At 73.1% G+C, this 17054-nt stretch carries 12 protein-coding genes, 1 tRNA gene, 2 pseudogenes and 1 riboswitch; of the genes and pseudogenes, 6 read left to right on the top strand and 9 right to left on the bottom strand.

Annotated features, from left to right (window positions below):
* Positions 1–40 precede the first annotated feature (40 nt).
* Positions 41–2077: a PQQ-binding-like beta-propeller repeat protein gene (locus ACZ4M8_RS28245; RefSeq protein ID WP_467612303.1), complete on the bottom strand. Its 2037-nt coding sequence runs from the start codon at positions 2075–2077 to the stop codon at positions 41–43.
* 540 nt (positions 2078–2617) lie between these two features.
* On the opposite strand from ACZ4M8_RS28245, the gene trmB reads away from it, so the two are divergent.
* Positions 2618–3580: a tRNA (guanosine(46)-N7)-methyltransferase TrmB gene (gene trmB / locus ACZ4M8_RS28240; protein WP_467612300.1), complete on the top strand. Its 963-nt coding sequence runs from the start codon at positions 2618–2620 to the stop codon at positions 3578–3580.
* A 39-nt stretch (positions 3581–3619) separates the two neighbouring features.
* Here the strand turns inward: trmB and ACZ4M8_RS28235 are convergent, their stop codons facing one another.
* The gene (locus ACZ4M8_RS28235; RefSeq protein ID WP_467612297.1) at positions 3620–4570 is read right to left on the bottom strand and encodes a YDG/SRA domain-containing protein; all 951 of its coding nucleotides are present in this window, start codon (positions 4568–4570) and stop codon (positions 3620–3622) included.
* A 215-nt stretch (positions 4571–4785) separates the two neighbouring features.
* Between ACZ4M8_RS28235 and ACZ4M8_RS28230 the strand changes: the two are divergent.
* Positions 4786–5089: pseudogene (locus ACZ4M8_RS28230) on the top strand (hypothetical protein).
* Positions 5090–5547: 458 nt separating this feature from the next.
* On the opposite strand, the gene ACZ4M8_RS28225 reads toward ACZ4M8_RS28230, so the two are convergent.
* The 3 genes from ACZ4M8_RS28225 to ACZ4M8_RS28215 form a co-directional block, all read right to left on the bottom strand.
* Positions 5548–6639 carry a protein kinase family protein gene (locus tag ACZ4M8_RS28225; protein WP_467612294.1) on the bottom strand — a complete coding sequence of 364 codons (1092 nt, stop codon included), beginning with the start codon at positions 6637–6639 and terminating at the stop codon, positions 5548–5550.
* A 97-nt stretch (positions 6640–6736) separates the two neighbouring features.
* Positions 6737–7678 (bottom strand): aldo/keto reductase, encoded by a 942-nt coding sequence (locus tag ACZ4M8_RS28220; protein ID WP_467612291.1) that lies wholly within the window; start codon positions 7676–7678, stop codon positions 6737–6739.
* 518 nt (positions 7679–8196) lie between these two features.
* Positions 8197–9405, bottom strand: a complete 1209-nt coding sequence (locus tag ACZ4M8_RS28215; RefSeq protein ID WP_467612289.1) for a M23 family metallopeptidase — start codon at positions 9403–9405, stop codon at positions 8197–8199.
* A gap of 12 nt (positions 9406–9417) precedes the next feature.
* A riboswitch (cyclic di-AMP (ydaO/yuaA leader) is annotated at positions 9418–9571 on the bottom strand.
* A gap of 384 nt (positions 9572–9955) precedes the next feature.
* On the opposite strand from ACZ4M8_RS28215, the gene ACZ4M8_RS28210 reads away from it, so the two are divergent.
* Positions 9956–11062 carry a DUF2332 family protein gene (locus ACZ4M8_RS28210; protein WP_467612287.1) on the top strand — a complete coding sequence of 369 codons (1107 nt, stop codon included), beginning with the start codon at positions 9956–9958 and terminating at the stop codon, positions 11060–11062.
* A gap of 165 nt (positions 11063–11227) precedes the next feature.
* Here ACZ4M8_RS28210 and ACZ4M8_RS28205 read toward each other — a convergent pair whose 3' ends face one another.
* Positions 11228–12367, bottom strand: a complete 1140-nt coding sequence (locus ACZ4M8_RS28205) for a PP2C family protein-serine/threonine phosphatase (protein WP_467612284.1) — start codon at positions 12365–12367, stop codon at positions 11228–11230.
* Positions 12368–12550: 183 nt separating this feature from the next.
* Between ACZ4M8_RS28205 and ACZ4M8_RS28200 the strand changes: the two genes are divergently transcribed.
* Positions 12551–12946: an ArsR/SmtB family transcription factor gene (locus ACZ4M8_RS28200; RefSeq protein ID WP_467612281.1), complete on the top strand. Its 396-nt coding sequence runs from the start codon at positions 12551–12553 to the stop codon at positions 12944–12946.
* Entirely contained in the window at positions 12943–14055 is a 1113-nt protein-coding gene (arsB, locus tag ACZ4M8_RS28195; RefSeq protein WP_467612278.1) for an ACR3 family arsenite efflux transporter, read from the top strand. The genes ACZ4M8_RS28200 and arsB overlap by 4 nt, the downstream gene beginning before the upstream one ends.
* Positions 14056–14099: 44 nt before the next feature.
* Here the strand turns inward: arsB and ACZ4M8_RS28190 are convergent, their stop codons facing one another.
* Entirely contained in the window at positions 14100–15599 is a 1500-nt protein-coding gene (locus tag ACZ4M8_RS28190; protein WP_467612275.1) for a SulP family inorganic anion transporter, read from the bottom strand.
* 386 nt (positions 15600–15985) lie between these two features.
* Between ACZ4M8_RS28190 and ACZ4M8_RS28185 the strand changes: the two genes are divergently transcribed.
* On the top strand, positions 15986–16378 hold the full coding sequence (locus ACZ4M8_RS28185; protein WP_467612336.1) for a MerR family transcriptional regulator: 393 nt from the start codon (positions 15986–15988) through the stop codon (positions 16376–16378).
* Positions 16379–16492: 114 nt separating this feature from the next.
* On the opposite strand, the gene ACZ4M8_RS28180 is transcribed toward ACZ4M8_RS28185, so the two are convergent.
* Positions 16493–16565, bottom strand: a tRNA-Lys gene (locus ACZ4M8_RS28180).
* Positions 16566–16770: 205 nt separating this feature from the next.
* Positions 16771–17054, bottom strand: a pseudogene (locus ACZ4M8_RS28175) (DEAD/DEAH box helicase); the annotation flags it as partial.

Raw genomic sequence — 17054 nt, 5'->3', positions numbered from 1 at the left:
CGCGGTGCTCATCGGCGGCGGGCCGCCCGGTGGAGGGGGATCAGTCGGCGGGGATGGGGATCGGCGAGCCCTTCGACGCCTTGTAGGCGCGGAGGAACGGGCGGCCGGTCGTCAGCGACTCCCCCTCGACGTACAGCACGCCGTATCCGTCCCACCGCATCGACATGCTCGTCGGGGACGGCAGGTCGTGGCCCTGGGTGAGGAGGGTGCCCATCAGCTTGGTCTTGGCGTCCCGCAGGCCGATCGACAGCAGTTCGGGGTCCTGCGAGGAGTGGTGCGCGGGGCTGCCGTGGGAGGCGCCGACGGCGATGACGTTCCCGTCGTCGAGGGCCACGGCGACCGCCCCGTCCCGCTTCCACAGGCGCTTGCCGGTCTTCAGGTCGAGGGCGGTGAGACCGGTGTGGTTGGCGTACGTGGTCACCAGGATCTTGGAGTCCTCGTCGACCATGGTCGTCCGGGCGTCGAGGTCCAGTTCGTCGAGGTCGCCGGTCAGCTCGATGCTCCGGTCCGGCTTCGGCTTGCCCTCCGAGTCGAAGGTCCGCAGCGCGCGGTTCTCACCGGAGTCGGCCATCAGCAGGACCAGCGGGCGGTCGGAGAGGACACGCTGGACCTCCATCTTCTCGCCCGGAACGGAGGCGTTCATGCTGTCCAGCTCGTGCTCCTGGATGAGCAGTTCCCGCTTCGGCTTGGCCTTCGTGCAGTCGCTGACCCGCGCCAGGTACTCGTTGCTGATCCCGAACGACGCGGTGCACTCACCGGCGGGCCACTTCAGGCTCCACTTGCCGGCGCCGCCGGAGATGGCGTAGCCGGAGTAGGTGTCGCCCATGGCGACGACGACCTCCCGGTGGCTGATGCCGACGGCCGGGTGGTCCTCCGACTGCCGGCCCTTGAGGTTGCGCACCCAGAGGGTGTGGCCGGTACCGGTGTCGAAGACGGAGAGGAACGAGCAGTCGCCGCCGCCCGAGTCGAAGACCGCGGCGGCGACGCCGTCGCCGTTCGGCTCGGTGGGCAGCGCGCAGACCGCGCCGGCGCCCTTCGGCGTCTCCAGCTCCCACTCCTGCTTACCGGTCTGGTCGTCGTACGCGCGGACGCCGTCCTTGTCGCCGTGGACGACGGCTCCGTCGACCAGCCACACCGACCGCATGCCCAGGTCCTCCCTGGGGCGGCTGTCGCTCTTCTTCAGATCGACGTTCCACGTCCGGCTCATGGCGAGCGGCGGCAGTTGCTCCTCCGCCTTGTCGTCGCCGGAGCCGTCCGCCAGCAGGAAGTAGCCGCCGGTGGCGATGACCAGCACGACGACGACCACGATCGCGATGATCGCGGGCACCGGTATCCCCCGGCTCGGCCCGCCGGGCGCCCCGCCGGGCCCCGGCCCGAACCCCGGTCCGCCCTGCGGCGGCTGTCCGAACCCCTGCGGCGCACCGGGCTGCGGGTGGGCGGCGCCGCCCGGCCCGGGAGCCATCGGCCCGCCGGAGCCCATCGGCCCACCGGGCGGCGGGTACGCACCCGGCGCACCGCCCCGCTGGCCGTACGCGCCCGGTACGCCCTGGCCGGGCGGCGGGTACGGACCGGGCGCCCCGGGCTGCGGGGCGGGACCACCCTGCGGGGCGCCGTACGGACCCGGCTGACCCTGCGGGGGCTGGACACCGGGTTGGCCCGGGGCAGGGTGCTGTCCCTGCTGCGGCTGCGCGCCCGGCCGGCCCTGCGGCGGCACCGGCGGGGTGCCGGGGGCGGGCCGGCCGCCGGGCTTGGCCACGGAGAACTGCATGGTTCCGGCAGGGGGCTGCTGGTCGGGAACCTGCTGGTCCGAGCCTTGCTGCGGGGCCGTCGGAGGCTGGACGGCCGCCAGCTTCATGGTTCCGGCGGGGCGCGCGGGGGCGGCGCCCTGCCCCTGGGCCTGACCCGGCCGGGGCTGCTCCGAGGGCTGCGGCTGAGCGGGCCCACCCGCCTCCGGCTGTGCGGCGCCGGGAGCGGACGCGGCGGCTCCCGGCGCCCGGCCCGCATCGGCCGGGCGCTCCGGCCCGGAGCCCGGCGGCTCTCCCTGCGGATGCCCCGTGTTCTCCTGCCCCTGCGTCATACCGGCCTACCCCCTGGTTTGTTCGTGCGGCGGCCACGCATCGTATGCAGCCCGCTCCACAGCGCGCCAGCCGCCCCTGGGGAGGGGGACGGGGTGTGAGGGCACGGGGGCGGGAGTGGTGCCTGGCCCGGTGAGGGCGGGGGCGGGTGGCCGGGGCGGTGAGTGCGGGGTGCATGGTCTGGAGGTCGCGGGGTGGGGGCCGTGCTCGCCTCGGGGGGCCTGTCGGCTGGGCGGGTCTGCCGGCTCGGTGCGTCTGCCGGCTCGGTGGGCCTGCCGGCTCGGTGGGCCTGCCGGCTCGGTGGGCCTGCCGGCTCGGTGGGCCTGCCGGCTCGATGGGCCTGCCGGCTGGGGGCGGCCCGCCCGTCCCCGCCTGCCCGTCGTGTCCCGTCCGCCCCCGTCCGCCCGCCCCGCACCCGGCGTACCGGTAAAAGAGACGCATAAGAGAGACGTACGGGTAAAAGAGACGGGGTCCATGGTCCCGTCGGCTCAGGACGTCCGGCTCGGACCGTACCGCTCTCGGGCCCGTAGAATCTCGGCACTGTGTCCGAGAACCCCCGCACCCCCGAGTCCGGCAGCCAGGAAACCCGCGTCCCGGAAGGCGCCGCCCCGGCGGCCCCGGCCCCGGTCGGCGACGCCCCGGCAGGCGGTGAGCCGAACGGCGGCAGCGTGCCGGCCACGGGCGTGAGCGGCGCGAACGCCCCCGCCGGGAGCACCGCCGACGGCGCCCAGGACCCGGAGTCCGGCGGCTCCCGCACCTCCGGCGCGCCACGGATCCGCCGCGACGGCCCGATGTTCCCCGACGGGACCGGGCCCGCCGCCGACCCGGCCGGTGACCACCACGAGCGCCGGATCCGCTCCTTCCAGCCCCGCCGCAGCCGCGTCTCGCCGAACCAGGCCGACGCGCTGCGCCGCCTGTGGCCGGTGTGGGGACGGGACATCGACGGGCTCTCCCGCATCGACCTCGGCACGTTCTTCGACGGCCGCCCGGTGGTCCTGGAGATCGGCTTCGGCATGGGCGAGGCCACCGCGCAGATGGCCGCGGCCGACCCGGACACCGGCATCCTCGCCTGCGACGTCCACACCCCGGGCCAGGGCAACCTCCTCGCCCTCGCCGAACGCGACGGCCTGACCAACGTCCGCGTGGCCAACGGCGACGCGATCATCCTGCTGCGCGAGATGCTCGCCCCCGCCTCCCTCGCCGGACTGCGCGTCTACTTCCCCGACCCCTGGCCGAAGAAGCGCCACCACAAGCGCCGCCTCATCCAGCCGGACTTCATCAGCCTGGCCACCACCCGCCTCGCCCCCGGCGCCCTGGTCCACTGCGCCACCGACTGGGAGCCCTACGCCGAGCAGATGCTCACCGTCCTCACCGCCGAACCCACCCTCCACAACCTCCACGCCGACTACGCCCCCCGCCCCGCCTTCCGCCCCCTCACCAAATTCGAGGGCCAGGGCCTGGACAAGGGACACGTGGTACGGGATCTGATGTTCCGGAAGGGGTAGGGCGAGGGGCTATATGTATGGAGGAGTTGCCTTCTCCACTCAGTTCTCGCGATCGAGGGGCGTGCTAAAGCGGTCATCCCAACGTTGCCGATGCTGGCGCACATACTCGACCTTGATGTTGTGCTCTCGGACCTTCGTCAGCTTGCTTTTGATGTCCCGCGTCAGCCCATCGAGCACCTCAAGGTGGTCGGATAGTTGCAACGCACCCCGGTCAAACAGTGCGTGACAGTTAGCACACAGACAGAGAACGTTTTCCAGTACGTCTGGGCCACCATGCGGCTTACCCAATGCCTGGATGTGCGCAGCTTCGCTATACGCCTCGCCTGCGGGGGAGACCTGAAGGCGGATCTCACATATCTGGCACGTGTTGTCGTACATTTCCTTCACGGCCCTGACCACCTTGGAGTCCCGAACCAGCCGTTCGTACTCCACAATGCGACGTATCTGCTCCTCAGCAGCAGTGTTCTCACCCTGTGGAAAGGAAATCGGCTTGGCGGCGGGAACTTCGCCGGGAGCCAGCTTCACTAGCTTGAACTGGCAGACTCGAAAGCCTTCTTTCCCAACGGTCATCCAGTGGTCGGCAACCCGGAACAGTCCACAGTACTCATACCCGCCCGTGGCTCTGCGCCGCTTCTTCCCCTTGATCTTCAGGCCACGGATGACCCGGACTTCGTGACCACGCGCTTCATTGAGCACCAATCCCGCGTTGCCCCTGCTCGCCATGGTTTGATCCGCATAGAGGCGCCCCGTTTCCCTGTCTCGGGAACCTTCGCCGGTGTAGATGATCTCCTCTTCACCATAGACATCATCGACGTACCCACCGGAGAGGACGATGGAATCCACTCCGCCCGAAGCGGTTCCCGAGATGCCCTTTCCCAACTCACGGTGCACTCCCGCATCGTGCAGCTCCTGATGCCCCTTGAACCACTGCCCCTCAGTTACCCCCTCCGGGGTGCCAAAATGAATGGGTGCCGACTTCTCCTTCGCCATAGTTTGATCTTGCCAACCCATCAGAGAAATGGCACGCGTTCAGCAGCGATGTGCGCAGAGCCACACTCACCTACGGAAGCACAAGGGCTTTGCAGCTAACGGCGTGACCCTCCTTCACGCCTTGCCGTGGCGGGCAGCCCATCCAAGTCCGGTAGCACAGGCGTAAAGTCCCATGGCGAAACGCTTAGCAAATCTGTGAACGAGAGGCCTGAGTGATGGCAAGCATTCCGACAGCAGCAGTGGTCGCGACCGGTCTTGTGGGGGGGTTACGCCGTGGCTCGGTGGACGAAGAAGCGGCCCCTGGGCGGGGTGGCGTTGGCCGCTGCCGGGGCGGTGGCGGCCAAGGGGTGGCAGGAGAAGGCCGGCGGGAAGGCCGCGGCGGCGCTGGGCGGGGCGTATGTGGCGGCGTTCGCCGGGTCGCATCCGCTGGCGAAGAAGATCGGGGCGTGGCCGTCGGTGTTCGCGGTGGCCGGCGGTATGGCGCTGGCGTCGTGGGCGGTGGCGGACCGACGCGGGTGACCCCTGCGCGACGCCGAACGGTCCGCAGCTGACGCCCGTACGGGGCTCCGTCCCGTACGGGGCTCCGTCCCGTACGGGGCTCCGTCCCGTACGGGCGTCGTCGTGTCCGGGGCCGCCCCCGGACAGGCATGTCCGGCGCGGAGTCCCGTACGGGACGGAGTCGAGACGGGGCGGAATCCCGTACGGGACGGAGCCGAGGCCGGGCAGGGCCCCGTACAGGACAGACCCGGGGCCGGGCAGGACCCCGTACAGGACAAGCCCGAGACCGGGCAGGACCCCGTACAGGACGGACCCGAAACCCGACGGAATCCCGTACGGGAAGGGCTCCGGGTCTCACCCGGCTCCCGCCCGCCCCGCCACCCTCGCCGCCTTGCCGCCTTGCCGCCTTGCCGCCCCGCCACCCTCGCCGCCTTGCCGCCTCGCCACCTCGCCGACCCGCCGCCACTTCGCCGCCCTCGTCAGCCGGCCGGTCTCAGTGCCTGTTCGATCTCGGCACGGGGGAACGGTGTCCGTTTGCTCACCTCGAACCAGCGGCGGTGGAAGCCGGCCAGCACCGCCGCGTGCGGGGCGTGCCGGTCGAGGAGCTGGGTGATTTCGAGGGGAACGGCGTCGGGGCGGTGGCCGGTGAGCCAGGCTTTCAGGAAGGCTTCCTGATCGGTGTTGCCGCGCACGGCTTCCGGCAAGTGGTGGCGGATCAGGTGCTCGAAGACATAGGAGCGGTCGTACGCGAGGTGGCGGGTGAGGAAGGCGCGTTCCTCAGGGGAGAGGTCGAAGTCACGGCTGAGGGCCAGGCCGAAGTCGGTGAAGTGGACCTGACGGCCGTCGGTGAGCAGGTTGCGGAAGTGGGCGTCGAAGTGGACCAGCCCGCGGGCGCTCATGAACTCGGTACCGCGCCGCAGTTCGTTCTCCGCCCAGAGGTAGGGCGCCGCGCCGCCGGGCTCCGCCCAGGCGCCGCGGCGGACGTCGCCGAGGTGGTCCGTGAGCGTCCGGGGTACGTGCTCCAGGAAGAGCACCAGGCTGGACGAGGAACCGCCGATGGCCTCCAGCCGATGGCGTACCGCGGCGGAGCCGTCCCAGTGGGCGACGGCTCCCGCGACCCCGCCGAACAGGTCGGCGAAGTCGTCCGGGGGCCGGTCCGGCAGGACGCGCCAGTGGTACAGCAGCGGGAATCCCGCGTACGCGCCGCGCAGGGCCCAGGCGGTGGTCATGAGGTGGGCGGCCAGTTCTCGCCAGGCGCCGAAGCCCGCAGACCCCGCCCCGTACTGGTACCGGAGGGGCAGACCGAAGAGGTTGCCGGTCGAGCGGACGTTTTCCGGCCGTAGTTCGAGGTCGGTCAGCGGGACCCGTTTGACGAAGACCCGCCGCCCTGTGATCTCCATCTCCGTCCGCCGGCCGCCGATGCCTGAGCCGTGCGCCGGGGCGGTGGCCAGCGCGGCGCCGAGGTCGCGGTCGCTCAGCAGGGCCAGGCGCGCGCCCGCTTCCGTGTACGCCGACAGCCGGTCGGCGGGCAGCGGCGCGGGGGCCGTGTCCGGTCGGTGTGCCTCCTCCATGGCGATTCCCTCCCGGTGCTCCGCCCCACACTCCCACGGGCGGGCGGCCTGCCCGGTGCCGGAAAGGGCGGGCCGCCCCGGCGGGGCCCGTCGCCGTCTACGCCGAAGCCTCGTCCAGCGTCTCCAGCTCCTCCGGGGTGAGGCGGAGGTCCTGGACCGCCAGGAGGGCGGGGAGTTGGGCGGTGGTGCGGGCGCTGGCGATCGGGGCGGTGACCGTGGGACGGGCGGCGAGCCAGGCGAGGGCGATGGTGGCGATCTCCGCGCCGTGGGCGGCGGCGACGGTGTCGAGGGCGGTCAGGACGCGGACACCGCGGTCGGTGGCGAGGTGGGCGGCCGCCTTCCCGGCGCGGGCGCTGTCGACGTCCGTACCGGGGCGGTACTTACCGGTCAGGAAGCCGGAGGCGAGGCCGTAGTACGGGACGGCGCCCAGGCCGTGGCGGGCGGCGACATCGGCCAGTTCGCCCTCGTAGGTGTCGCGGGAGACGAGGTTGTACTCCGGCTGGAGGGCGACGTAGCGGGCGAGGCCCTCGCGCTCGGAGAAGGTCAGGGCCTCCTCCAGGCGCGCCGCCGAGATGTTGGAGGCGGCGATCTCGCGGACCTTGCCGGCCCGGACGAGGTCGTCGAGGGCGGTCAGGAACTCGCCGACCTCGACCGATTCGTCGTCGTAGTGGGTGTAGTAGAGGTCGATGCGGTCGGTGCGCAGGCGGCGCAGCGAACCCTCGACGGCCTTCTTGACCGTGCCGGCGGCCAGCCCCTTGAGGTCGGGGTGGGCGCCGGCCTTGGTGGCGATGACGACGTCGTCGCGGTTGCCTCGGGCGGTGAGCCAGTTGCCGATGACGGTCTCGGACTCGCCGCCCTTGTTGCCCGGCACCCAGGCCGAGTAGACGTCGGCGGTGTCGATGAAGTTGCCGCCGCCGGCGACGTACGCGTCGAGCACGGCGAAGGACTCGGACTCGTCGGCGGTCCAGCCGAAGACGTTGCCCCCGAGGCAGAGCGGGGAGACGGAGAGCGAGCCGAGGGGCTTACGAGTGGTGGTCATGCGTAGGTGCAGCGTGCCGCGGCGCGGGGATATTCCGGCGCGCGGCATCCGGGGGAGCCCGGCCCGTGTGCCGGACGGGTGGGACGTCGCGGCCCGGCGCGGTACCGGGCCGGGCCCCCGGGGAGCCTTCCCTCCCAGGCCAGGGCCGAGGCCGTGAGCAGGCACCGGCCATGGCCGGCGCGCGCCGCCACCGTGCGCGCCCCGGGCGTCCGGGCCCCCGACCGGCGCACGACAGCACCCCGCGCGCCCCGGCGACCGCGGCCCGTCCGGCACCGCGGCGACGACTCTTCGTGACGGCGACTCTTCGCGACGACGACTCTTCGTGACGGCGGCCGACGGGCCGCACAGCGTCACCCCGCCAGCCTCGGTCCGTCCCGCACCGCGGCGACGTCCCGGCACGGCGCCGGAACGCCCGGCGCCGCACCTTCTCGGCGGCAGCCCCCGGAACCGTCCGCTCCCCTCGGGGATCCGCTTCCGGAGGCGGCCGGCTCAGCGGGGACCGGCCGCTCTCCCCGGGGTCAGACGTGCAGCCCGCGCCCGCGCAGCCACGGCATCGGGTCGACGGGGCCGCCCCCACCGGGGCGGACCTCCAGGTGGAGATGGGGGCCGGTGACGTTCCCGGTGGCGCCGACCCGGCCGATGACCTCACCGGTGGCGACCTTCCCGCCGGTCTTCACCATCGACGACAGGTGGCAGAACCACAGCTCCGTACCGTCGTCGAGGGTGAGGACGATGCGGTAGCCGTACGAACCGGCCCAGCCCGCCTGGGTGATGGTGCCGGAGTGCACGGCCTTGACCGGCGTGCCCGTGGGGGCGGCGAAGTCCTGGCCGGTGTGGTCGGCGGCCCAGCGGTCGCCCGCCTGGCCGAAGCTCGCGGTGAGGGTGTACGACGTGACCGGCAGCAGATAGCTCTTGGCCAGCTCGGCCAGGCGGGCCGCCTCCGCCTTCGCGCGGGCCTCGGCCTCGCGCTTCGCCTTGGCGGCCGCCTCCTTGCGCGCGGCCTCGGCCCGCTCCGCCTTCGCGTCGGCCACCGCCTCCCGGTGGTCGCTCGCCGCGGTCTTCTCCGCCTGGGCGAAGGCGGCGTGTTCGGCGGCGCCCCGGGCGTCGCGCTCGGCGGCCGTCTGCTGGGTGTCGGCCTGCTGGAGGATGCGGCTGCGCAGAGCCTCCCCGGCGCCCGTCCCCCGGCCGTCCTCGGTGGTCAGGCCGGCGGACGACAGCGGCGCCGCGGTGGTGGTCCCCGCGTCGTCGGAAGAGCCGAGCAACGGGCCGATGCCGGGGAGCGATTCGGCGTCCGGCAGCGCTCCGGTGACGTCGGCGGCGAGGGTGGTGAGGTCCGGTACGGAGACCGGGACCGGCGGCTTCTCCTCGGCGGTCGCCATCCCGCCGGCGCCGACCGCCGCGATCACGCCGACGCCGAGGACCGTGCCGCTGCGGGCCAGCCCGCCACGCTGCCTGGCGACGCGGTGGCGGCCACGGACGGCCCGTACGGACTCTTCGGTCGGGTTCCACTCACCGGGGGCGTCGGCCGCCGCGTCCGCGGTCTCCAGCGGCGGGTGCCCGCCGGCGGCCGCGCCGTACGAACCGGGGCCCTGGGCGGCGAGGCCCTCCGGGGTGAACGAGCCCGGAGCGAAGACCGCCGTGTCGGACGGGGCGGCGGGGAGGCCGGGGGCGAAGCCGTGGGGGAGTTCGGCGGACGGGGCCTCGGGGGCAAGCCTGTTGGACGCCACGGGGGCGCACTCCTTTCCTTCCTTCGCGCCTACCGGGTTAGCTGACGGGTTCGGAGCAGGAAGGTCTCCTACGGGCGGCCTCTGGCCGAGGCGTCCGATTCACCCCATGGTGGTGGTTCCCCGGTTCCCGCCGCGCCGCTCGGGCCGCCCGGGGCAAGGTCAGGACACATCACGGCAGTTCACGAAATATCGGCGCACCGGCGTGCACGGAGACGCCATAGCGGGAACTGACCACCTGTGTGCCCGGATGTCCGGGTGCCTGAAGAGCGCGTACGGGATTCGGCGTGGGGGCACGGTGCCGCCTCTGCGACGGCTGGGACGACCGCGCTCCGTTATCGGACAGTAATAGAGACCGCGGCCGTTTTCCAAGCGTTCCTGTGAATCCACTCCACCCGAACCCGTTCCCTGGCCAAGACTTTCCCGGACAACATCCGTGAAAAACGGGCGAGTTGACCACCCTTTACGAAACGGCCTCCGCGTGATTGTGCATCACTTGTTATGCGGAGGGGTGCATAACCCTCACGCTCCGTGAGGGCATTAACGTCTGATCATGGTCGCCGACTTCGTCAACAACGCTCAGGCCCTGGCAGTGCGCTACCAGGACTTCTCGTGGTGGCAGGCGCGGGGCCGCTGCGCGGCCCACGAGGAGCTGACGGCGCGGATCGGACACGACCAGGAGCTGTGCGAACTCCTCGCCGCCTCCCTCCCGGCAGGCGACAAGCAACGGCCCGACCTGCTGCTGGCGGCCGTCCGCCACCTCGACGGGCCGCACGCCGAGCAGGGCCCGCGCGGGGCGGCGGCGTACGGCCGCTGGCGGGAGTGGACGATCCGCCACTGGGACGAGGTCCGCGCCGTCGTCACGGACCGCTCCGCCCGGACCGCCGAACCGGCCCGCTGCGCCACCCTGCTGCCCCTCCTGGCCCGCCTCCGCGGCCCGCTGGCCCTCCTGGAGGTGGGCGTCACCACCGGCCTCGCCCTCCACCCGGACCGCTACCGGTACGCGTACGAGCCCGATGCCGCCCCGGGGACGCCTGCCACGGCCGCTTCCCCGGAGCCGTACGTCCTCGGCGCCCCGGACGCACCGGTCACCTTCCGGTGCCGCATCGGGCGCGAGGACCGGGTGGACCCGGCGGACGCGGCACCGCCCGCGCGGCTGCCGGAGATCGTCTGGCGCGGCGGCATCGGCACCGCTCCGCTCGACCCGGTGGACGACCCAGAGGCGCTGCGCTGGCTGCGCTCCCTGGTGTGGCCGGGCACCCCGGAGCGCGCACGGCTGCTGACGGCGGCGGTGGACGCGGTACGGGCGGCGCCGCGGCCCGAGATCGTCCGTGGTGACCCGGTCGAGGAGCTGCCGGCGCTCGCCGCCCGGGTTCCGGCGGACGCCACCCTCGTGGTGCTGCACACCGACGCGCTGCCCGCGCTGCCGCCCGCGCACCGGGAGCGGCTCGCGGAGCGGGTGCGCGCGCTGCTCGCCGGGCGGCCGGGCGGCGGCCACTGGATCTCCCAGGAGCACCACTCCCTCACCCCGTGGCGGGCCGCCCCCTCCGCCGACCGCCTCGCCCCCGGCCACCGGGAGCGGCTGCTGACCCTCGCACTGGACGACCGCCCGGTGGCCCTGACGGAGGCGTACGGCCGGAGCCTGCACTGGGTGGCGTAGGGGTCCGCGCCCGTAGGCGGTCCCGGCGCGCGGGGAGCGGCCGTACGCCCGGCGCGCCGGAACCGCCCCGGGCTCCCCGCGCGCCCGGCGTACAACCGGCCTCCGCGCGCCGGACGCCGCTCCACCCGCGCCCCGCCGCGCCTGCGGTTACCGCCGCCTCCGGTCCTACTCCTCCATCGGCCGCTGCACCGCCAGCAGCGCCATGTCGTCGGCGCCCGCCCCGCCGGTGTGCGCGGCGACCTCGGTGACCAGCGTGTCCAGGAGCTGCTCCGGCCCCGGGAAGGCCCGGCCGCGCAGCCGGGCCACCGGGTCGTAGAACTCCCCCGCGCGGTTGCGGGCCTCCGTCAGCCCGTCCGTGAACAGCAGCAGGACCGAACCGGCGGGGAAGAACGTCTCGTCCGCCCGGTCCGGCCACCCGGCCACCTCGCTCATCCCCAGCGGCAACGCGTGGACCGCGGGCACCAGGGTGCGCAGTCCGCCGTCCGGGGCGAGCAGCAGCGGCGGCGGATGCCCGCGGTTGAGGACGCGCAGCACGGCGCGCTCCCCGGACGGGATCTCCGCGAGCACGGCGGTGGTGAACCCCTCGTACTGATCCAGCCCCTCGCGCCGCCGGCCCTCCCGCTGGAGGGCCCGCTCCAGCCGGCCGGCCACCGCCTCCAGCGTCGCCTCCTGCTCCGCCGCCTCCCGGAACGCACCGATGACGATCACCGCCGCCTCGACCGCCTCCAGCCCCTTGCCCCGGACGTCGCCGACGATCAGCCGCACACCGTGCGGGGTCTCCTGCACCGCGTAGAGGTCCCCGCCGATCCGCGCGTCGGCCTGCGCGCCGACGTAACGGGCGGCCACCGCCAGCCCCCCGATCCGCTCCGGCGGCGTCGGCAGCACGGCCCGCTGCGCCGCCTCGGAGACATCGCGTACGGAGGCGAGCCGGGCGTCGGAGAGGCGTACGACGCGGTTGATGCCGAGGGCGAGGACGGCGACGACGAAGACGGTGGAGACCTCGGTGGCGGAGAGATTGGTGTCCTGGGTGTCGGTGTAGAGGGCCGCCGTCAACTGGCCGAGCAGCGCCGCGAGGGCGGTGAGCGCCGTGTTCCGCAGCGAGTACAGCGGCGCGGCGACCAGCGGCGCCGCCGAGAAGAACGGTGAGGCGGTGTAGCGGGCGGGGGTGACGCTGTCGAAGACGACGCCGACGACGATCAGGGTCACGGGCAGCCAGCGCGCCACCCGGCGGCCGGCCGGCGACATCTGCGCGCGCCGCGCCCACCGCTCCCGGTCGCCCGTGCGGTCCCGCCCGCCTCGCCCCATCCGCACCGGCCTCTTCCCGCCTCACCTGCCCGCGGCCGGCCGTGCTCCCGGCCGCTCCTTTCGGCCTCCCAAGGCTGTCCGCCCCGGGCCCGGACGGCGAGTTCAGCGGGGCCGGACGGGTCACCGGGCAGGCACGGAGCCCTCTCCGGCCCGCAGCCCATAGACCTCTGTCAATATAGAAGAATGTCGAAACAAGAGCCCGGCGCGCCCGGCCCGGACGACGCCGACGTGTGCCGCCCGACCCTGCTCACCGCCCCGCTGGACGAGGAGCGGGCCACGGAGCTGGCGAGAACCTTCAAAGCCCTGGGGGACCCGGTCCGGCTGCGGCTGCTGTCGATGATCGCCTCCCGCGACGGCGGGGAGGTCTGCGTCTGCGAGCTGACGCCCGCCTTCGACCTGTCCCAGCCGACCGTCTCCCACCACCTCAAAATGCTGCGGCAGGCCGGCCTGATCGACAGCGAACGCCGCGGCACCTGGGTGTACTACCGGCTGCGGCCCGAGACGACGGACCGGCTCGCCGGCCTCCTCACCCGCCCCGCCGGCCGTCCGGCCGGGCGCCCCGCGGGAGCCGCCGTATGACCGCCCAGGCCACGTCCGCCGAGGCCGCACCCGTGGCGGGCCGTCTGTCGTTCCTCGACCGCTACCTCGCCGTCTGGATCCTGGCCGCCATGGCCGCCGGCCTCGGCCTGGGACGTCTCGTCCCGGGTCTCGGCACCGCGCTGGCGAAGGTCACCGTCACCGGCGTCTCGCTGCCGATCGCCCTCGGGCTGCTGGTGATGATGTACCCGGTCCTCGCCAAGGTCCGCTACGACCGGTTGTCCACGGTGACCGGCGACAAGCGCCTGCTCATCCCCTCACTCGTCGTCAACTGGATCGTCGGTCCGGCCGTGATGTTCGCGCTGGCCTGGCTCTTCCTGCCCGATCTGCCCGCGTACCGCACCGGCCTGATCATCGTCGGGCTGGCCCGCTGCATCGCCATGGTGATCATCTGGAACGACCTGGCCTGCGGCGACCGCGAGGCCGCCGCCGTCCTCGTCGCGCTGAACTCCGTCTTCCAGGTCATCGCGTTCTCCGCGCTCGGCTGGTTCTACCTCTCCGTCCTGCCCGGGTGGCTCGGCCTGGAGCAGGCCGGACTGAACGTCTCCGTGTGGGAGATCGCCCGCAGCGTGCTGATCTTCCTCGGCATCCCGCTCGTCGCCGGCTTCCTCACCCGCCGCCTCGGCGAGAAGGCCAAGGGCCGCACCTGGTACGAGACGAAGCTGATCCCGCGCATCGGCCCGTACGCCCTCCACGGCCTGCTCTTCACCATCGTCGTGCTCTTCGCCCTCCAGGGGGACGCGATCACCTCCCGGCCCGTCGACGTGGCCCGGATCGCGCTGCCGCTGCTGGTGTACTTCGCCGTGATGTGGGCCGGTTCCCTGGCCCTGGGCAAGGCCGTCGGGCTGAGCTACCCACGGGCGACGACCCTGGCCTTCACCGCCGCGGGCAACAACTTCGAACTCGCCATCGCCGTCGCCATCGCCACCTTCGGTGCCGCCTCCGGCCAGGCCCTCGCCGGCGTCGTCGGCCCGCTCATCGAGGTGCCCGTACTGATCGGCCTGGTCCACGTCTCCCTGGCCGCCCGCCGGTACTTCACCCGCACGCCCGCCGGACCGCCCCCGGACGCGGAGGACCCCGCCCGCGCCTGACGCGCGGCCACCCCGGAGCCACCGCGCCCCGGGGCGGCCACCCGTCAGTGGCCGCCCGCGACCGCGCCGCTGAGCGTCCGGTGCAGCTCCGCGCTGGGCGCGTTCAGGCCGGTGATCTCGACGCTCTTGCCGCGCTGGGCGTACCTGGCCGTGACCGCGTCCAGGGCGGCGACCGAGGAGGCGTCCCACACATGGGCGGCGGACAGGTCGATGACGACCTTCTCCGGGTCGCCCGCGTAGTCGAAGCGGGTGAGCAACTCGTTGGCGGAGGCGAAGAACAGCTCGCCCGTCACGGCGTAGGCGACCTGGCCACCGTCCGGATCGGTGACCGCCGTGACGTCCGCGTGACGGGCGACCCGGCGCGCGAAGATCATCATCGCGGTGACCGAACCGGCGACCACCCCGATCGAGAGATTGCCCGTGGCCACCACGGTCACGACGGTCAACGCCATCACGGCGGTCTCCCCGAACGGCATCCGCCGCAGCGTCGCGGGCCGCACCGAGTGCCAGTCGAAGGTCCCGACGGACACCAGCACCATCACGGCGACCAGCGCGGCCATCGGGATCTCGGACACGACCGGTCCGAGGACGATGCAGAGGATCAGGAGGAAGAAACCGGCGAGGAAGGTGGACAGCCGGGTCCGGGCGCCGTTCTTCACGTTGATCATCGTCTGACCGATCATCGCGCAGCCGCCCATCCCGCCGAAGAACCCGGTGACGATGTTGGCGACGCCCTGACCGATCGACTCCCGCGTCTTGTTCGACCGGGTGTCGGTGATCTCGTCCACCAGCTTGGCCGTCATCAGCGTCTCCAACAGCCCGACCAGCGCCATCGCCAGCGCGTACGGCGCGATGACCGTCAACGTGTGACCGGTGAACGGCACGTCCGGCAGCTCCGGAACGGGCAGCGACGACGGCAGCCGCCCCTTGTCGCCGACGGTGGGCACCGCGATCCCGGCGGCCACCGTGATCACCGTGAGAACCACGATCGACACCAGCGGCGCGGGCACCGCCCGGGTGACCTTCGGGAAGAACACCATCAGCGCCAGCCCCGCGGCGACCAGCGGATACACCGCCCACGGCACCTGGCGCAGATTCGGGATCTGCGCGGTGAACAGCAGAATTCCCAGCGCGTTGACGAACCCGACCATCACCGACCGCGGAACGAACCGCATCAGCCGGGCCACCCCCAGCGCCCCCAGCACGATCTGGAAGACACCCGCCAGGATGACGGTCGCGATCAGATACCCGAGCCCGTGCTGCCGGGCGACGGGCGCCACGACCAGCGCGACCGCGCCGGTGGACGCCGAGATCATCGCGGGCCGTCCGCCGACGAAGGCGATCACCATCGCCATGGTGCAGGCGGCGAAGAGCCCCACCTTCGGGTCGACACCCGCGATGACGGAGAAGGAGATCGCCTCGGGGATCAGCGCGAGACCGACGACCAGCCCCGCCAGAACCTCCACCCGGAAGACGCTCGGGGACAGCCAGGACGGACGGCCCGGACGCAGACGCGCGGCCACGGACGGCAGAGAGAGGGGCAAGGGGTCACCTGTCGGGCTCGGGCACGCCCGGCGGGCGCGCGGAAGGGATACGGGGCCGGAACACCCTCGTGGAGGCCGCGCGACACCATGCGCGGCGGAAGACTCCGGGGCACGCGGACACGGGGCTCGCGCACGCCCCGGCTGATCAGCGGTGACGCCGGATCACGGCGGGCAGACGGCGCCCGGCATCCTGGACATGTGCGCGCTCCCGGACTCGGCGGTGCTCACCGGGAACGGTCCCGGCACGGCGGACGGCGCCCGCACACACAGGGGGGACGGCACGTCCTCCCTCGGACAGCAACTCTACCCTGACGTTAGGGTAGAGATCGGCGGCGGTCTCCCCGCCGCCCGGCCGCGAGAGGGCGCACCAGGTGAGCGACGCACACATGCAGATCGGCGAGGTAGCCGCGCGCACGGAACTCTCCCTGCGCACCATCCGCCACTACGAGGAGACCCGCCTGGTCATCCCCTCCGCCCGCTCCCAGGGCGGCTTCCGCCTCTACACCGAGTCCGACGTCGCCCGCCTCATGGTCATCCGCCGGATGAAACCCCTCGGCTTCACCCTCGACGAGATGCGCGACCTGCTGACCGCCACCGACCGCCTCGACGCCCCCGAAGCCCCGGACCCCGCCGAACGCGCCCGGCTCCTGGAGCGCGTACGCCGCTACGAGACGGCCGCCGTGGCCAAGATCGAGGACCTGCGCCGCCAACTCGCCCGCGCCGAGGATTTCGCCGCCACCCTCCGCGCCCGCACCGGCCGCACCACCGACGCCACCTGACGCCCCGGATACGTACACCACGCACCCCCGCCCCCACGCCGAAGCGCCCCGCCCGGTGATCCCGGGCGGGGCGCTCCTTCGCAGCTCAACGGCGCCACAAGGCACCGCATCCGGTGGGCCATCAGGGGCTCGAACCCTGAACCAATGGATTAAAAGTCCACTGCTCTGCCAATTGAGCTAATGGCCCGCACCGAGCAGCATAGCCCGACACCCTCCCGCCGCCCGAAGGTATTGCCGTCCGGGGCGCCCCGCGGCGATCCGGACGGCCCCGGGCGCGTCCCGGCGGGAGCCTCAACGCGCAGGGCCCGTACGGCACTTACGTGCCGTACGGGCCCTGCGGGCGGACCGGCGCCGCCGTCTCACAGCGGCGCGGTGTCCGGGATCAGCTGCGGTCAGCCGTTGCGCTTCCAGCGCGGCTTGTCGTCACGGCGGCCGAAGGAGCCGGTACCGGCACCCGAGCCACGGTGGTCGTCACGGCGGCCGTAGGGACGGTCGCCGCCGGAACGGTAGCCACCGGACGGGCGGCCGCCGGAGCGGTCGTCACGGTTGAACGGACGGTCGCCGCCACCGGAGCGGTAGCCACCGGAGGAACGGCCACCGGAACGGTCGTCACGGTTGAACGGACGGCTGGGACGGTCACCGCGGTCACGGCCGAAGCCGGAACGCTCGTCACGGC

Source organism: Streptomyces sp. NPDC027185, assembly GCF_055567035.1.
The sequence above is the reverse complement of the archived record's forward strand: the minus strand, read 5'-3'. Positions and strand labels throughout refer to the sequence as shown.

Excerpts from the sequence above, each read along its gene's own strand:
- ACZ4M8_RS28245 (WP_467612303.1), bottom strand. The coding sequence starts at position 2,077 with ATGACGCAGGGGCAGGAGAACACGGGGCATCCGCAGGGAGAGCCGCCG.
- ACZ4M8_RS28235 (WP_467612297.1), bottom strand. The coding sequence starts at position 4,570 with ATGGCGAAGGAGAAGTCGGCACCCATTCATTTTGGCACCCCGGAGGGG.
- ACZ4M8_RS28225 (WP_467612294.1), bottom strand. The coding sequence starts at position 6,639 with ATGGAGGAGGCACACCGACCGGACACGGCCCCCGCGCCGCTGCCCGCC.
- ACZ4M8_RS28220 (WP_467612291.1), bottom strand. The coding sequence starts at position 7,678 with ATGACCACCACTCGTAAGCCCCTCGGCTCGCTCTCCGTCTCCCCGCTC.
- ACZ4M8_RS28210 (WP_467612287.1), top strand. The coding sequence starts at position 9,956 with ATGGTCGCCGACTTCGTCAACAACGCTCAGGCCCTGGCAGTGCGCTAC.
- ACZ4M8_RS28205 (WP_467612284.1), bottom strand. The coding sequence starts at position 12,367 with ATGGGGCGAGGCGGGCGGGACCGCACGGGCGACCGGGAGCGGTGGGCG.
- ACZ4M8_RS28200 (WP_467612281.1), top strand. The coding sequence starts at position 12,551 with ATGTCGAAACAAGAGCCCGGCGCGCCCGGCCCGGACGACGCCGACGTG.
- arsB (WP_467612278.1), top strand. The coding sequence starts at position 12,943 with ATGACCGCCCAGGCCACGTCCGCCGAGGCCGCACCCGTGGCGGGCCGT.
- ACZ4M8_RS28185 (WP_467612336.1), top strand. The coding sequence starts at position 15,986 with ATGCAGATCGGCGAGGTAGCCGCGCGCACGGAACTCTCCCTGCGCACC.